Below are 15,632 nucleotides of genomic sequence, written 5' to 3' on the forward strand. Positions count from 1 at the left end.
GATGTTAGATTTTTATATTATCGATGATAAACAAGTAAAACCAGATTTTCCTGAAAAGGCAGGATTGGTTTTCGTTGGACAACTTGACGAAAAGACTTTCAGCAGTCTTCAGCAAAAAGGCATAATCGCTACACAATTTGACTATTATACGGATTTCAGGCTGAATACTGCTCTGATTAAACAAATTCAGCAAATTATATTAGACAAGGGATTCCAAATGGATACTGACATAAAAAGCTTCACTCAAATCCTTGACATTTCAAGTAACAAACAAAGTGGTTTAATTGCATATAGCGATTAAACATATCTTTTGCATGAAGCGCGGTCTCTCCTTCGCTAAAACGGATCGTTTGAGCTCCCTATAAAGTTCATAAACTCAATTTTGGGCTCAACAGCAAGGTTTTTATCTCTTTGTTCCTGAAAATCGACAAAGCTCGGTATTCTCAGTAATTGATCCTGTATCTCATTATTCTTATATTGGGAAATATGTACGAAAGTATTGCTTTCACCACCCTGCAAAATAGTATACAGGAATTGTGTTCCATCTAACTTCCTGAAATCTTTGAGAAAGCTTTCAATCATTTTTTTATTCGCATGTACATAGTCATCGCGAACACTATAGGTTACTTTAACAACAATCATTTCTTTTATTAATTTATGTTTATAAATGCACAGCGGGATTTTCAATGCACAAAGGGAGATTCTCGATTTCACGTAAACTGACGGTCGAAGAAAGCCTTTGTGAATTGGACAGCAAGATATGAAAAATTTGGGTCATTGGATCTCGGAATGCACGATCTATAAGAATATAAATACTGGCAGCTGTGTGTACCAGCAATAAAACTTGTGAATCCACATAAACGATTCGGTACAACACAAAAAATGAGACTAACCATCGGGATTTTGATACGATTTGATCAAATTTAAACCTGTTATTTCATTATTTTCACCCATTCAATAACATTTATAAACAGTTAGCAAGTCCATAGACATCTTCGAAATACGATCAAAAGCCATGAACAATAAAAACCTTTCTACAAAGCCACACTATCCCATTTTAGACGGACTACGAGGAGTCGCAGCGATTATCGTTGTAACCTTTCATCTCACGGAGCCATTGGGAACAGGACATCTCGATATCTTGGTCAACCATGGCTATTTGGCCGTTGACTTTTTCTTTCTTTTATCTGGCTTTGTGATCGGCTATGCCTATGATGATCGCTGGCATAAAATGTCTATTGGCACCTTCTTTAAACGCCGTATTGAACGCCTTCAGCCGATGGTTATATTAGGTATGACTCTTGGCGCGATAGGCTTTTATTTTACAGATTCTACAATCTGGCCACTTATTCACACCGTTCCGCTCTGGAAAATGCTTTTGGTAATGCTCATTGGTTATACGATTCTTCCCGTTCCCCTCTCTTTGGATATTCGTGGCTGGCAGGAAATGCATCCGCTCAATAGTGTCGGCTGGTCATTGTTTTTTGAATATATTGCCAATATTCTATATGCCATCGGTATTCGCAAACTATCTAAAACAGCTTTAAGCATTTTGGTCTTTATTGCGGCTGTGGCACTCGCCCATTTGGCGATCACAAGTCCTACTGGAGATGTTAGCGGTGGCTGGACATTAAATGCTGAACAAGTGCGGATAGGAATCACCCGCACCATGTACCCTTTTTTTGCGGGCCTCCTGCTCTCCAGAATAACAACCCCAAGTCGTATCCGACATGCATTTTTGTACTGTAGTATTTTAATCGCCATTGTGTTGTATATGCCTCGTATAGGCGGAGCAGAACAGCTCTGGATGAACGGGATATATGAGTCGGTATGCATTATCATTGTATTCCCCCTGATTGTTTACCTGGGGACAGGCAGCATATCAAGCAGCAGATTAGAAAATAAGCTCTGTAAATTTTTGGGTGACATCTCTTACCCGCTATACCTCGTACACTACCCTTTCGTCTATTTTTATGTTGCCTGGATCAGCAACAATAAGGATGTGACGCTTATAAAAGCTTTGCCTTATGCCCTATTGATTTTGGCGGCGAGTATTGCACTGGCCTATATCAGCTTGAAATGGTATGACGAACCTGTCCGCAAATGGCTCAGAAAGAAATTGGGCTAATGCATAAAAAAACTGCCGGCATAAGGGGGCAATCGCTAAAAATAGTGCTATTCCAATACTCCTGTTTAACGTTCCAGTATTCTCCGGATAGCCTGTTTTTCATGCAGTGACAACAAATTGAATTTCTCGGGACTAACAGTCGACTTTGCAGCAATGAACAGCACATTTGGGTAGTCAATGAGTTTTTCTTGCAATAATTTCGCTCGCTCCATGTGAAAATCAGAGGTGATCACGATGAAGAGATCTGGAGAGATCTTTTTGATAATCTCCTTTGATAGCATAAAATCTTCGTAGGTATTTGTGGATAGTACACATGGAAGTAAATCTTTCTCTGCGACACCTCTTTCCATAAGATAAGCTTGAGCATAAGTGCCATGCGGCTTTTCTGTCCGATTGAAATGTTCACCCATGCCTCCGGTGCATAAAATTGCAGTCCCCTCATTATGACAATAGAAATTATAGGCACATTCATTTCTATCTAATGCCATAACGCTGAGATTCCCCTTCTCATCATTGGGTGCGCCCAACAATAATATCAGGTTTTTAATTTTTTCCATACGATTTAATTATTCATACAATCAAATGTAATAAGACCTAGATGAAAACCAAGTAAGAAGTCGGTTAAATTTTATCCAGTTACTATTAATTCTTAATCATTTCATGCTCAAATAACATATGTGTCCTAAATAAATTTTAGGATTCGATTTCTGTGGTACAAGCATAGCTTTTTTCATCATTTCGATATTGACCCCTATTTTTCAATCTGCGAAGATCTTTAGCTGTCCCTTTTTTCCTTTTATAGGCGGCCTGAAAAAGGGATCATCTATCCATTGCCAGATGTTTATTTTCACGAAGATATTCATTCTGATGAATGCGACCAGATTGGACAGGTTCCAGTCATATTTGGCCTTTTTTTGTAAGTATTTTAACAGTAATATGCCAATGAGTGAAGTCCAGATCTGGATCATCACTGCATTTTCAGAAGTCCCTATGAATGTCGATACTTTTAAGCGCTGCTTTAGATGCTTGAAGAAGACTTCGATATGCCAGCGTTGTTTATAGATGTTTGCCACCAAAGAAGCCTTCCACTTCGTATTATTGGTCAAAAAGTGGTACTCATTGCCAGTGGTGCTGTCCCAAAAGTGGACTAGGCGTAGCGGCTTGCCGTTGTATTTATTGCAGGCAGCACCGGATAGCTCAATGAGCTCATCCTTAAGGATCCCCTTTTCCATGAGTGCTTCACTCTGATAGGACTTGATAACCTTGTACTTCATATTAACTTTACTCCTGGTAACGAAGTAACACCCCCTGCTGTCCAAATCCCCAAGCCAGCTGTAATCCACGTAGCCACGGTCCACTACCACCACGCTTCCCTTGGAAAAACTGTAACTACCGGCTCGCTGGCTCTCATGTACTTTTCCATCGGTAATCTGCATAAAAACAGGTAGGCAGCCATCATAATCCAAGACAGTGTGCAGCTTTACGGCACCTTGGGTGCTGCGAAACTTTGCCCAGTCAAATACAGATAGACATAAGGGGATGATGCTTGCATCCATCAGATATACTTTACGCTTTAGCTGACCAAGATCTTTGCGAAAATGGGTGTCCTTTTGCCAAAGCCTATCCAAAACAGAATAGTAAAGATCTTTGAAAAGTTCATGGGTACGGTGTGTGTTGATATAGGATATATTAGACTTACTTGGAGCTCTTACTACACCTAAGTGGTTCAGATTACCAGTGGTACTGCGTAGACCGTTACTAATATCACGAACCGAATCTGCCGAGGAAAAATGACAGAAAAGCATACTGACTAGATGCGTCCAGCTGTTGATCCCTTTCTGATGTTTGTCACTTTTGTGCTTTGAAACCAAATCTTTGAATAATTCGCGGTCGATAAGAGATAAAATCTGACTAAAAACATTTAAATTTATCATGGCGGTGTGTTATAATTTTGCAATTTAAATATAGCAACTTTGCTATATCCAAACACCGCCACTTTTTAAACGTTTAGGACGCAAGTGCTCAAATAAATTAAAATGTTACAAAACATTTTTCAAAGTTGATTAATCAATCGATTGACTAAACTAATTATGATAAAAGTTTATTTTTTTACACACCAATAAAAGATGCCTTATTTATATTTATTGATACACAATATAAACCATTATGAGAAAACTTTTAAATCTAATGCTTGCAACCCTCGCTTTAGGGGCTGCCTCCTGTAACAAGACCTTGGTAAATACCGAAGAAAGTGTCGAAACTCTAAAAGCAAAAACATCAACTAGCTCGGTAACAAATGAATGGAACAGTAATCCCTACAAGCTGAACGTCATCTATTTTGTTCCAAATGATGTTGATTCCATTCCCAACTTCAGAAAGCGTCTTAGCAAGATCCTTTTGGATGCCCAAAATATGTTTGCAAATAATATGGATCGCGAAGGCTTCGGCAGAAAATCCTTCGGATTAGATCTGCTCAATGACAGCCTAATTAACATCCATTACATCGCTGGAAAATATGGTAAAGCTACTTATCCATACTCAGGGGGTAGCGGCGCTGTGAAGGCAGAAGTGGACAGCTATTTTAATCAAAATCCGTCGGGAAAAAAAAGCGAGCACAATCTAATCATTATTCCAACCTACAATACAGATCCAGCCAATCCGGGAGGCCCTCCATTCTATGGCACTGGTACCAGCTGCTACGCATTAGATTATGTAAATTTGGACGCTAAAAACTTAGGAATAGGCGGTGATATTGGATGGAAAGCAACTGTATGGATAGGTGGAATGATTCACGAACTGGGCCATGGATTAAATGCCAGCCACAACAGAATGAACAAAACGCTAGCGCCAACTTTAGGTACCGCATTAATGGGCTCAGGCAATTCAACCTACGGAATATCTACAACCTCTTTGACCGGTACCACAGCGGCAACATTTAACAATAGCCAAGTATTCAGCCCTGTAGCAAGAAGTGACTGGTATGCTTCTGCATCTGCAGAAATAACATCCCTGTCATCAAGCTTTGTGAACAATAAGATTATCGTTTCGGGGAAATTTACAACAACAAAACCAGTCAATGACATTGTTGTTTGGCACGATAGGGAGCCTTTTGGAGTGAATAACGATTATGATGCCGTACAATGGGCTACAAAAATAATAGGCCAGGATAGTTTTCGATTTGAGTGCCCATTAGCTGATTTTTATGATCTGACAGGAAATTACGAAATGAGAATAGGATTTCTCCATGTCAATGGAAGCCGTACTACCTTAGGATACGCTTATAACTTCGTTAACAATATCCCCGATTTATCCAAGGTTGTAACCTATAAATTGTTACCGACCACAGGTTGGTCAATTGTAGCTAGCGATAGTAATGAGCCTGGATCACCGGCAAGCAATGTATTGGATATGAATAGAAGTACAGTCTGGCATACTCCCTGGTCGTCCACTCAAACTCCGCAGCCACATTTCTTCTCCGTCAATATGGGCGCAATACGTACCGTAAAAGGAGTTGCTTTCCGTAACCGCGACAATTTAAATGGAGCGATGAAAGATGTCAATATTTACTCAAGTACAAATGGCATAAGCTGGACGTTGATCAAAACGACGCAGTTGAGCAAAGTTGCTGGCTCCTGGATCAATGTCGATCTTAATACATCCATTAGCACCCAATACCTTAAAATAGAATCGACAAGTTCTTGGGGTGATTTCTTCTATTCTCATCTTGCAGATTTTGGTGCATATTAAAATTTAGATCGATAGAATATAGGGCCGATATCGCAAATAATATCGGCCTTTTTTAGCTTTGATCAACACCGAATAAGTGAGATTCATAATTGAGGTTAGCAAATAATTTTATATTTTTAGTAGATCATGCTGACTTTGACTTATCAATAAGCTAGAAAAAACGATCGAAATAATCACTTATCATTAAAATTAGGATGAATAGACAAGAACTGATCAAAACTTTTTCTGACAACCACTATACAGTTATTGCCTATATCCAGGCATTACCTGAGCCTCATTTTTCATATCGTAATCATGAAAAATGGACGGCTGGTCAGCAGCTAAAACATATTCTATTAACGCTTCTACCCTTTCCAAAGGTACTTCAGTCAAAAGATTACATAGCCCAAAAATTTGGATCCCTGCAACGCGTAACCTGGGACTACGACACGGTACGTAACAATTATCTCAAAACAAGCCGGCAAGCCCCAAGTCAATTTTTGCCTGAAGAAATCCTGCCCGCACAGAAAGAGGGTCTGATTGCGCAACTGGAAGAAGTATTAGCTACAATCAATCAGCTATTTGTACTGTACAATGAAGAGGAGCTCGATAGCCTGGTTTTACCACATCCTCTGGTCGGCAAACTCAGTATACGCGAAATGTTTTTTCTGATGAGCTATCATCCCCTACACCACCTGAATCAAATCAAGGAAAACTTGGTCTCATTCAATCAATGAGCCACACTTTATTCATCAGCTTTTCATCGAATCAGTGTTAATGGTATTGTCTATTCTCTTGTATGGACCATATCATATAAATCAAAGCCTTCAGCCCAATAGTCTTTATGGATTTCCCTTAGTATAAAACCATTTTTCTTATAAAATCCGAACGTGAATTGAGAGGTACCGACTTCGATCTTTTCAACCTGATGATGGGTGTACAGAAAGTCAATACGGTGATGCAATAGGTTTTTTCCAAAACCAAATCCGTGATATTTTGGATTTAAAAAACTCCAGCTCAAAAATCCTGTGCGCTCATCATCAGAAAAACCTACTCCACCGCCACCAATAATTTGCCCGTTAACCAGTGCAACAAAATACGTCTCCATTTCCTGGTCAAGATATTCTGTGAAATCGGCAACCTCGCTCTGTGCAAAGTACTTCGGTATATTCATATGAAGAATATCGATCAGCTTATTTCTGTCCTGAACATCATATTTCCTAATTTCCAAATACTTATCCATAATTGGTATGATTACAAATCCCTGTCTATTGTTAACTTACATTTCCTTTGAAGTTTATTAAATATAATAATAATTTAGTGTGTTTTTATTGCGCTATTTCCAAGCCCACCGATTGGCCGTATTTTTCCCAAGAAACATTAAAAACCATCGCTATTGGCTTGATTTTTGATTAATTTTTTGATTAATTTTACGGTCGCACTGCGGTAAGCAGATGATCATTAAATACCCAATATGCAAAAACCTCAAAAGGATATTCCGATTTTTTTTGAAGCATTAAATCAGATGCCGATTGCAACTGCCATTTATGATAATTCGAACCTCAATATCGCATTCGCCAACTCGCGAATGCTAAATATGTGGCGTACAGAAAACGAAATATTTGGACATTCCTTTGGAGAGGTTTTTCCGGTTTTTACCCAAGAAGGATTTACAGATATACTCCGTAATGTCTGGGAGAGCGGTGTCACCTACAAGGCATTTGAAACCCCTGCAACGATCATTGACCGTGATTTCAAGATCAAACGTTATTTTGATTTTGAATATAGGCCCCTCTTTGATAAGCGTGGCCGAACTTATTCCATCCTCCACACAGCCACAGATGTCACGCATAAGATACACGAAGAGAAACCTGAAGATCAAGAAAATATAACAATCAATCCCGCAACCAACCTGCGCATGATATCCTATACGCTATCACATGATGCTAAAAATCCTTTGGCTCTTGCTAAATTGGGCATAGGTGTGCTAAAAGAACATTTGGATATGCAGTCCAATAGGCGGCTCGAATTGTACGATGTCATTGATCAATCACTTGAAAACATTGCTGATATTATCGACAAAACGGTCGAACTGAGTCTTGCTCCAATTAACAGACTACGGAAACAAGCTCTTCGTTTAGATCTTACATTGCCCAATTGGTGCCGGGAAGCCAAATTATTATATCGTAGCCCACATACTGAACTTATCTTTGGTGACCTTTTTCCAGTAAACAGCGATCAAAATGCAATCTACCAAATCTTTACAAACTTGATCAACAATGCCGTCAAATACTCTTCGGCCAATAAGAAAGCAACGGTGCATATATATAGTGAAAAAGTAACGAACGGTGTGTTATATATCATCAAAGACAATGGTATCGGTATTCCGCAGCATGAACTCGAAAATATCCGCATGGAAAGACTCCGTGGTTCAAATTCAACGGATTACCAGGGAAAAGGCATCGGATTGTTTATCGTTCAGGAAATTCTTGAAAGACTCAAAGCGCAGATGGCCATCTTCAGTAAGGAAAACCAAGGAACCGAAATCCGTTTATTTTTCCCAAATTAATAAAGCGACATAGCCCTTTTATCTTCCTTTCATGGCAGATTTTGCCAATCTTAAACTGCTTTCAAGAAAAATCATTGTTGGACTGCTGATTTATGGCTAATTTTGAGTGTTTAGAAATTGTAAGCAAAATCAGACACGTCTCTATGAATCATTTTCGTAAATATTGGAAACTATTTTCCCATATTGGTGCACATCCGGGCATGTCATACATCGATTTCAAACGTGTGCACATGATAAATTTGATTGCATTGTTATGTTTATTTCCGACAATTTTCTTTTCAATCCTCAATCTTATCGACCACCGCTATGTTTTATCGGCGATTAATTTCTCCAATTCTATTTGTTCGTTTACGGTCCTTCTGCTTCAATATTATGGGAAACACAATATCGCGAAGGCAACACTATTGACAAGTAATTCTGTGTTTTTCTTCGCTGGGGCACTACTTTATAAAAATGGCGGCGAATATTTTTTATTGTGCACTTTGATTGTCTCGATGTTAATGTATGACAACCGAAAGATCCATATAGTCCTTTGTATTACGGTAGCTTTCCTGATTTTACTGTTATATTTGCTTCCTGATATACTTCCCCTGAGCCAGCAAGTTCCACGATCCAGATCTGTTTTCAATATTATCAATGCACTTGCTTTCATGGTCGTTGCGGTCAACTTCTTTCTTGATATCATCTATAAGAATATGAAAAAAATTGAGCAGCAACGCCTCAACTTAGAATCCATGAATCGGGACAAAGAAAAAATTTTTTCTATTATCGCGCACGACATCAAAAGTCCTTTTGCCAACTTGGAAGCACTGGTATTTATGTTTCGTAATCAGATGCTCGATAGTACGGCATCCCAGGAATATATCCAACAGATCTATCAGCAGATTACGCAGCAGAATCAAGCTTTGGATGATTTGCTGCAGTGGGGCAGCAGCAGTATGCAAGGTATGAATACTAAAGCATCACCCCAATTGATCAAACCTATGATACAACAAATTATTAAAGTTTTTAATGAGAACACACAATCTAAACAACTAAAAATCAACATTAATATACCTAACAACACGCAGATAATTGCCAATCGGGATCATACCATCATTATTTTACGCAACCTGATTAGCAATGCAATCAAATTCAGCTATGTGAATGGGAATATCAACATTTACACCAGCATGGATGAAACCTATACACATATTCATATTCAGGATGAAGGAATAGGGATTAACCCTTCGAAGTCTGCCGCACTTTTTAATGAAATTCAGCAAAAGTCCTTTGGCACAGAAGACGAGCCCGGATCGGGTGTGGGCCTAGTCCTATGCAAGGATCTTATTGAACGAAACAAAGGTGTTGTGAACATCCAAAGTACACCCAATAAGGGATCCGTTTTTACAGTTGGATTGCCATCCTGCCCCAGCCATAAGCCGCAAACCAAGATCGAAGTGCCTACATGCTGTTAACCCAAATATAGCTTTAGAAAATTTTTGATGAGATTATTTACTGTAGAAAAAACTTTGTGTGCTTCATCAATATAGGTTCATTTTTGTAGATTTACCCTTAATACACATTGACGCAAAGGAAATATGGAAGTAAAAGCCAATTATGAATATAAAATCATCGACACACCAGTTGGTCCTATACACTTAATCGCTACCGAAAAGGGACTTTCAGGTTTAGTTTGGGCGGACAAGGATTATATCCGCACAAAACTTCCTACAGCAACCTACAATGAACAGGCTCCAGTTTTAATACAGACAGAACTGCAGTTGAATGAGTACTTTGCAAAAAAAAGAAAGATATTTGATATTCCGCTTGATTTTCAGGGAACAGCCTTTCAGATCAGGGTCAGGGAAGTGCTTTTAGGTGTTTCCTATGTTACAACCAGGACTTATGGTCAACTGGCGCAGCAACTTGGCGACAGCAAAGCTGTCCGGGCCGTTGGTGGCGCGTTGAATAAAAATCCTATAGCCATCATTGTCCCCTGTCATAGGATAGTTGGCACCTCAGGCAAGCTTGTTGGCTTTGCCGGGGGCATTCGCAATAAGTCTATCCTGCTTGACCTTGAACAACACTATCAGACCCCAACACTATTCGATCTTTAACGCTGATTATTAGCCTTGGAGCACATCATTCCTGCGGCATTCCAATCATTTCAGGGAATCTTTGAATCGCCGATGAAGAGAAAAAAAATTGCATCTCCGCTTTTGTAATTAAAACTATATCTTTATGAAAAGAATTACACGGTCACTATGATAGAGAATACGTTTGGAATGGATATAATGCCTGAAAATGAACATGACAGACTGAATGCCCTCAGACGCTATAAAATAACTGGAACCCCTTCTGAAGCCAGTTTTGATGGAATTGCAAAATTAGCCACACAAATCTTCAATGCCCCTATTGCATTGCTCTCACTGGTGGATGCAGAATCTGTCTATTTCAAAGCAAATATTGGCATGGGCACCACAAAGGAAACGAATCGAGGGCAAAGCTTGTGTAGTCTAGCTATTCTGGACAAGAAAGTAACGGTCTTTGAAGATACACTGAAAGAAGATATCCTACTGACCAATCCAAATGTAATTGGTGATTTTGGACTACGGTTTTACGCAGGTGCACCACTTATTACACATGATGGTTTTATGATCGGTTCGCTTTGCGTCATCGACAAACATCCACGCGCTTTCACTGCGGCTGATCGACAGATATTAGAAGGTCTTGCTCGGACCGCAATGGATCAAATCGAGCTTCGAAGTTCTTCCATAGATAAAATTGATGAGCTTGAGGGTGTCAATATTACTATGGCAACCATGCAACAACGGCTGCTCGAGCTTAATGACGAGATGGAGCTTGCCAACGATGAACTTTATCGTACCAATAGCCAGCTCAACAAATCCTATGATTTGACAGTGCTGCTCAACAAAAACCTCAAAAAAAGCGAACGTCGCTTCAGATCCTTTATAGATAAAGCCCCAATAGCCTTTGCGATTTTAACAGGCCGTGAATTAGTCATTGAAGTTGCCAACGATATGATGCTCAAACTCTGGCACAAAACAGAGGTTATTCTCGGCAAACCACTAGCACAAGCACTTCCGGAATTACAGGGACAGCCTTATTTGGGTATATTGGATGATGTCTTTACTACTGGCCAAAACTATATTGGAGACACTGCCTACGCAAGACTTGAGTCTATGGGGGAATTGGGCGATCATTATTTTGATTTCACCTATGAGCCGTTGAAAAATGATGAAGGCGAAACGGAGTCTATTATTGTCATCGCCAATGAGGTTACGGAGCGTATCAAAAGAAACGAACACCTTGAAGCCCTCAACTATCAGTTGGAAATTGCACTAAAAGCTGGTGAACTTGGTTCTTACAATCGCGATATAAGAACAGGTAAAATGGACTGCTCGGAAACCTGTAAACTCAATTTTGGCCTCACTAAAAACGATCGCTTTGATTATGATGTCCTCATGCAAAGCATCGTCCCTGAGCACCGCGAAATGGTCTATCAAAAAGTTCAGGATGCTATCCAGAACAAGACCACTTATCACGCTGAATATCTCATCCGTTGGCCTGATGGATCGTTGCATTGGATCAATGCGTCGGGTCTTCCCAAATACGATGCAGAAGGTAATGCGACTCACCTCATTGGTGTAGTGGCGGATATCACAAAACGGAAAAATTATGAGTCACAAAAAGATGATTTCCTGGGCATTGCCAGCCATGAACTAAAGACGCCCGTCACGGGATTAAAGGGAACGATTCAACTGCTGGAACGATTCAAGGACAAAACCGGAAGTGACATCATTTCAAGACTTATTGATCAGTCTGCTGTCAATATCAAAAAGATCGTTACACTTGTTGACGACCTTCTTAATATGCATCGAATAAGTGAAGGGCAGCTTCATCTCGAAAAAACAACCTTCAAGGCATCAAAGATACTTACCTCCAGTTGCCACAATATCATATCCCAAGGCAACCATCAAGTTAATATTACCGGCGATCTCGATGCAGATATCTTTGCCGACGAACAACGTCTTGAACAAGTCCTTGTAAATTTTGTCAACAATGCCGTTAAATATGCCCCAGAATCGAGAGAAATCAATATTACGGTTGAACAGCTTCAAGATCGTATCAAAATAACCGTCAAAGATCAAGGTGAAGGTATTAATCCGGCAGTACAGCCTTTTATTTTTGATCGATATTATAGAGCTAATCACGAAGGTAAATCTTACTCGGGGCTTGGACTGGGGCTTTATATTTCCGCTGAAATAATCAAAAAACACGCGGGTCAGATAGGAGTTGATAGCACCGTGGGTTTGGGCAGTAGTTTTTGGTTTTCCATCCCACTCCCGACAGCAGAAAAATAAACGCAAAAGAGCCGGTTTTTACCCGGCTCTTTACTATCAAATCCTACGTGCTTATTATTGACAGACTGCTTACACTTACGTGTAGTAGTCCGGCATTTGAAAATAGACTTAGGCTATCTCCTCAACCGTCGCATCAGGCGCATTCTTCTTGACAGACTCAATACCATTTTCCATACCACTTGCACTTTCATACATCTCGCTGGTTCCAATAATTTGGCCATTGGTAGCTTTGAGGTTAAAGTAGTGCTTACCGTTCGTAGAAGTTTTACGATCAAATTTGTTATCGTCCTGAGCGTTCTTTTTTACAGATTCAACGCCATTTAAACAGTTGGCTTTAGTTGTATAACCTTCACTGCTTAAAATCACCTGTCCGTTTCCAGCTTTTAGATTAAACTGAAATTCTCCATTTTTCCGTGTTTTTACTTCAAATTTACCCATTTTCTCAATTAATTAAATAAATATGTGGTTATCGGAATTAACTTCCATACTAAAGATAATACTTTTCAATGTTTTTATTGTAAAACAACGATTAATTTTTTTATCATCAATAAGGCACATACTTCCTATACATCTGTTCTAACAGATTCAACGTCACAGTACGCAAGACTGTTTAATCTCTTAACGCGGTTAAATCTTGTGTAGGAGCGGGCAAATTCAGATTACTTATCGCCGTATAGACAGATTCATCGACTTTAAAACCCCATTTTCTAAAAAAATCCGAAAGATCTTTTTGTGCAATCTGACATGCCGATAGCATAAAATAGCGCATTTTTTCTGCGTCTGTTGAAACTGCAGGTCTGTTCTCGCGGGTAATTTTGCTAAGTTTGATGTAGAAATCATCACCAAATCCTAGCCAAATCTGATGAAACATAATCATTTTCAAATCATTATCCCCTGAATTAAAGTTGCGGTCCGCGATGTTTTTCTGAAAGTAAGTCGTCAATTTAGGCCAGGAATTATTGGCAGTCACCCGGTTTACCGGCAATCCAAATCCCCTTTCACTGGCTAGAGAATAGACATTCACGGTTGTTTCTGTCAGATTGCCCCAGGTCCAAGCTTTTTGGTGATAGGTATGCCCTACTTCATGCCATATTCCCCATCCATTTGTATTGGACAGGTATTTTGGCTGCAACATACGATAAGATAAAGCATCGGTAAAATAAATAGAAATACCGGCAGCCATATAACCACCTGCACTCGAATCTCTCACGGTAATCAGGTGTTTATTATATGGTATGGCATGGACTCCACTCGTACCATTCAAACCACTGATCCGATTGGAAAAACCAATAATTGAATCCAGTCTATCCACAATAAGCTGTTGATCTTCGTTCTTATACAGCAGCGCATCAGCAATTTTGGTTACCATAATGGTGTGATCTGACGAGAAGACGACATCCGGCACTGTATTTTTCAACGAATCCAATGTAGCTACCCATTGCTCATGGGTGGTAATTCCCTTTTGAAAGTAAGGTACCGGGATAAAGCCCTTGCCAAAAGAAAGCTCTATTTCTCCAGTTGTTGTGTAGTTATCAGCTGTATAAATCACATAAACCAAACCCCCGTATTGATCCACTGTGAACGTTTGCGTACCTGCCTGGAGATTAAAATACTGCCGTACTGGTCGAATATTGTCTCTAAAAGGCGTCCCGATCGCTAAGCGTGCCGCTGTAGTCCCCGAGTTGACTTTTACTTTTATCGTTATGGAACTGTTTGGTGCCACATAAAATCCGGTCATTTGCATCTCATTATGATTTGCTCGAAACTGAAGTCTATCAACCTCAGTTGCAGCCGAAGGACTTACTTTAAATCGTTGGACCGAATCCGCTATTGCTAAGGATTCTCCACTGGAGCCGTTCAGCAAAGTGTACATTAAGCTCCCATCCTTCCGACAGGAAGTGGTCATAGCGATCACTAAAATCGCGATTAAAGAAAACACGGTCTTTCTCATAATTTTTAAATAAAGTTTATAAATTGTATTAATTGTCCGCACTTCTTTTCGATCATCCTTCAAAGCCTCAGCGGCTGTTTCGAAGTTTTTATTTTTCTGATCGATTTATGGTTCATCGAAACTTGAAAACCAGATGATCCATGCAAAGAATTCACCTCACCTTCAGCAAAGTATTTTAGTTCATAATCTAAAAGCAAGATATAATATATTGTACAGAAAAATAATCAACCACTCCACATCAAACGTTTGCACAATCAACGAAAACCTTTTCGCTATGATGAATTTCAAATAATTATAAAGAAAATCTGTTTTAAAAAAATGATAAGAAACGAGTAACACCCCTATTCTCTACTGCTATAGAAGCTAGATGTTATTCAAACTAATTACACAGCCCCAACGCTATTCCCTCGAACACTACATCATAAAGGACTAACATGGCAGCACATGATCATCACATCTGTTACCATCAATAAAATTATATATCATTCTCTTGACGTAGATTAATCATTACGTGAAGTTTAAAAACTCCTAAAAAAAAGTATAACAAAAAGTTATAACCAACCTATTTTAATACTTAACTTTTAATACAGATAACAAACACAAACACCTATACTACAAAGAATAATGAACAATAAAATCATAAAAAATAGCAGTCAAAAATTAGAGTAAAAAAAGCGATTTCTCTGTTATTGGAATCAGGTTTTTATTCATCCGCCTATTTTTCCAGTGATAGTCTGCTGCAGGTTAGTTTTACCACAATCGGTGATAAAAAATTATAATTTTAAAAAGCGAATCGTTAAATTCGAAAAGTACACTATGAAATTAATACGCTAATTTTGCTTGCGTTCAAACAAGATTGATGGAACACTTAACCTAAACTATAGCCCTAGA

14 protein-coding genes are annotated in these 15,632 nt (G+C 39.2%); 8 read left to right on the forward strand and 6 right to left on the reverse strand.

Annotated elements, in window-relative coordinates:
* The first annotated feature begins 1 nt into the window (after position 1).
* On the forward strand, positions 2-301 hold the full coding sequence (locus AACH28_RS03745; protein ID WP_182331939.1) for a hypothetical protein: 300 nt from the start codon (positions 2-4) through the stop codon (positions 299-301).
* A 35-nt stretch (positions 302-336) separates the two neighbouring features.
* On the opposite strand, the gene AACH28_RS03750 is transcribed toward AACH28_RS03745, so the two are convergent.
* A complete protein-coding gene (locus AACH28_RS03750; protein ID WP_153844623.1) occupies positions 337-642 on the reverse strand; it encodes a hypothetical protein in 306 nt (101 codons plus the stop codon).
* Positions 643-1,015: 373 nt separating this feature from the next.
* On the opposite strand from AACH28_RS03750, the gene AACH28_RS03755 reads away from it, so the two are divergent.
* Positions 1,016-2,128: an acyltransferase gene (locus AACH28_RS03755; RefSeq protein ID WP_341832285.1), complete on the forward strand. Its 1,113-nt coding sequence runs from the start codon at positions 1,016-1,018 to the stop codon at positions 2,126-2,128.
* 65 nt (positions 2,129-2,193) lie between these two features.
* Here the strand turns inward: AACH28_RS03755 and AACH28_RS03760 are convergent, their stop codons facing one another.
* Together AACH28_RS03760 and AACH28_RS03765 are read right to left on the reverse strand one after the other, a co-directional pair.
* Positions 2,194-2,685, reverse strand: a complete 492-nt coding sequence (locus AACH28_RS03760; protein WP_153844625.1) for a YdcF family protein — start codon at positions 2,683-2,685, stop codon at positions 2,194-2,196.
* A 201-nt stretch (positions 2,686-2,886) separates the two neighbouring features.
* The gene (locus AACH28_RS03765) at positions 2,887-4,062 is read right to left on the reverse strand and encodes an IS4 family transposase (protein WP_341832286.1); all 1,176 of its coding nucleotides are present in this window, start codon (positions 4,060-4,062) and stop codon (positions 2,887-2,889) included.
* A gap of 232 nt (positions 4,063-4,294) precedes the next feature.
* Here AACH28_RS03765 and AACH28_RS03770 point away from each other — a divergent pair, with 232 nt between their 5' ends.
* Together AACH28_RS03770 and AACH28_RS03775 are read left to right on the forward strand one after the other, a co-directional pair.
* Positions 4,295-5,875 carry a discoidin domain-containing protein gene (locus AACH28_RS03770; RefSeq protein ID WP_341832287.1) on the forward strand — a complete coding sequence of 527 codons (1,581 nt, stop codon included), beginning with the start codon at positions 4,295-4,297 and terminating at the stop codon, positions 5,873-5,875.
* Between the two features lie 194 nt (positions 5,876-6,069).
* Complete coding sequence (locus tag AACH28_RS03775; RefSeq protein WP_341832288.1) at positions 6,070-6,591, forward strand: DinB family protein; 522 nt, start codon at positions 6,070-6,072, stop codon at positions 6,589-6,591.
* Positions 6,592-6,641: 50 nt separating this feature from the next.
* Here AACH28_RS03775 and AACH28_RS03780 read toward each other — a convergent pair whose 3' ends face one another.
* Positions 6,642-7,097, reverse strand: a complete 456-nt coding sequence (locus AACH28_RS03780) for a GNAT family N-acetyltransferase (protein WP_248931743.1) — start codon at positions 7,095-7,097, stop codon at positions 6,642-6,644.
* 231 nt (positions 7,098-7,328) lie between these two features.
* On the opposite strand from AACH28_RS03780, the gene AACH28_RS03785 reads away from it, so the two are divergent.
* The 4 genes from AACH28_RS03785 to AACH28_RS03800 all read left to right on the forward strand — a co-directional run bounded on the left by AACH28_RS03785 (position 7,329) and on the right by AACH28_RS03800 (position 12,790).
* The gene (locus tag AACH28_RS03785; protein WP_153844628.1) at positions 7,329-8,423 is read left to right on the forward strand and encodes a PAS domain-containing sensor histidine kinase; all 1,095 of its coding nucleotides are present in this window, start codon (positions 7,329-7,331) and stop codon (positions 8,421-8,423) included.
* 230 nt (positions 8,424-8,653) lie between these two features.
* Entirely contained in the window at positions 8,654-9,880 is a 1,227-nt protein-coding gene (locus AACH28_RS03790) for a HAMP domain-containing sensor histidine kinase (RefSeq protein ID WP_341832289.1), read from the forward strand.
* A gap of 123 nt (positions 9,881-10,003) precedes the next feature.
* The gene (locus AACH28_RS03795; protein ID WP_341832290.1) at positions 10,004-10,522 is read left to right on the forward strand and encodes a methylated-DNA--[protein]-cysteine S-methyltransferase; all 519 of its coding nucleotides are present in this window, start codon (positions 10,004-10,006) and stop codon (positions 10,520-10,522) included.
* A 147-nt stretch (positions 10,523-10,669) separates the two neighbouring features.
* A complete protein-coding gene (locus AACH28_RS03800; protein ID WP_341832291.1) occupies positions 10,670-12,790 on the forward strand; it encodes an ATP-binding protein in 2,121 nt (706 codons plus the stop codon).
* Between the two features lie 108 nt (positions 12,791-12,898).
* Here AACH28_RS03800 and AACH28_RS03805 read toward each other — a convergent pair whose 3' ends face one another.
* Positions 12,899-13,228, reverse strand: a complete 330-nt coding sequence (locus tag AACH28_RS03805) for a YegP family protein (RefSeq protein WP_075992803.1) — start codon at positions 13,226-13,228, stop codon at positions 12,899-12,901.
* A gap of 172 nt (positions 13,229-13,400) precedes the next feature.
* The gene (locus AACH28_RS03810; protein WP_341832292.1) at positions 13,401-14,741 is read right to left on the reverse strand and encodes a M60 family metallopeptidase; all 1,341 of its coding nucleotides are present in this window, start codon (positions 14,739-14,741) and stop codon (positions 13,401-13,403) included.
* Positions 14,742-15,632: the final 891 nt, after the last annotated feature.

The organism is Sphingobacterium thalpophilum, from assembly GCF_038396785.1.
In the GTDB taxonomy this organism is placed as follows: Bacteria; Bacteroidota; Bacteroidia; order Sphingobacteriales; family Sphingobacteriaceae; genus Sphingobacterium; species Sphingobacterium thalpophilum_A.

Excerpts from the sequence above, each read along its gene's own strand:
- AACH28_RS03745 (WP_182331939.1), top strand. The coding sequence starts at position 2 with ATGTTAGATTTTTATATTATCGATGATAAACAAGTAAAACCAGATTTT.
- AACH28_RS03750 (WP_153844623.1), bottom strand. The coding sequence starts at position 642 with ATGATTGTTGTTAAAGTAACCTATAGTGTTCGCGATGACTATGTACAT.
- AACH28_RS03795 (WP_341832290.1), top strand. The coding sequence starts at position 10,004 with ATGGAAGTAAAAGCCAATTATGAATATAAAATCATCGACACACCAGTT.
- AACH28_RS03765 (WP_341832286.1), bottom strand. The coding sequence starts at position 4,062 with ATGATAAATTTAAATGTTTTTAGTCAGATTTTATCTCTTATCGACCGC.
- AACH28_RS03755 (WP_341832285.1), top strand. The coding sequence starts at position 1,016 with ATGAACAATAAAAACCTTTCTACAAAGCCACACTATCCCATTTTAGAC.
- AACH28_RS03805 (WP_075992803.1), bottom strand. The coding sequence starts at position 13,228 with ATGGGTAAATTTGAAGTAAAAACACGGAAAAATGGAGAATTTCAGTTT.
- AACH28_RS03775 (WP_341832288.1), top strand. The coding sequence starts at position 6,070 with ATGAATAGACAAGAACTGATCAAAACTTTTTCTGACAACCACTATACA.
- AACH28_RS03810 (WP_341832292.1), bottom strand. The coding sequence starts at position 14,741 with ATGAGAAAGACCGTGTTTTCTTTAATCGCGATTTTAGTGATCGCTATG.
- AACH28_RS03770 (WP_341832287.1), top strand. The coding sequence starts at position 4,295 with ATGAGAAAACTTTTAAATCTAATGCTTGCAACCCTCGCTTTAGGGGCT.
- AACH28_RS03800 (WP_341832291.1), top strand. The coding sequence starts at position 10,670 with ATGATAGAGAATACGTTTGGAATGGATATAATGCCTGAAAATGAACAT.
- AACH28_RS03780 (WP_248931743.1), bottom strand. The coding sequence starts at position 7,097 with ATGGATAAGTATTTGGAAATTAGGAAATATGATGTTCAGGACAGAAAT.
- AACH28_RS03785 (WP_153844628.1), top strand. The coding sequence starts at position 7,329 with ATGCAAAAACCTCAAAAGGATATTCCGATTTTTTTTGAAGCATTAAAT.
- AACH28_RS03760 (WP_153844625.1), bottom strand. The coding sequence starts at position 2,685 with ATGGAAAAAATTAAAAACCTGATATTATTGTTGGGCGCACCCAATGAT.
- AACH28_RS03790 (WP_341832289.1), top strand. The coding sequence starts at position 8,654 with ATGATAAATTTGATTGCATTGTTATGTTTATTTCCGACAATTTTCTTT.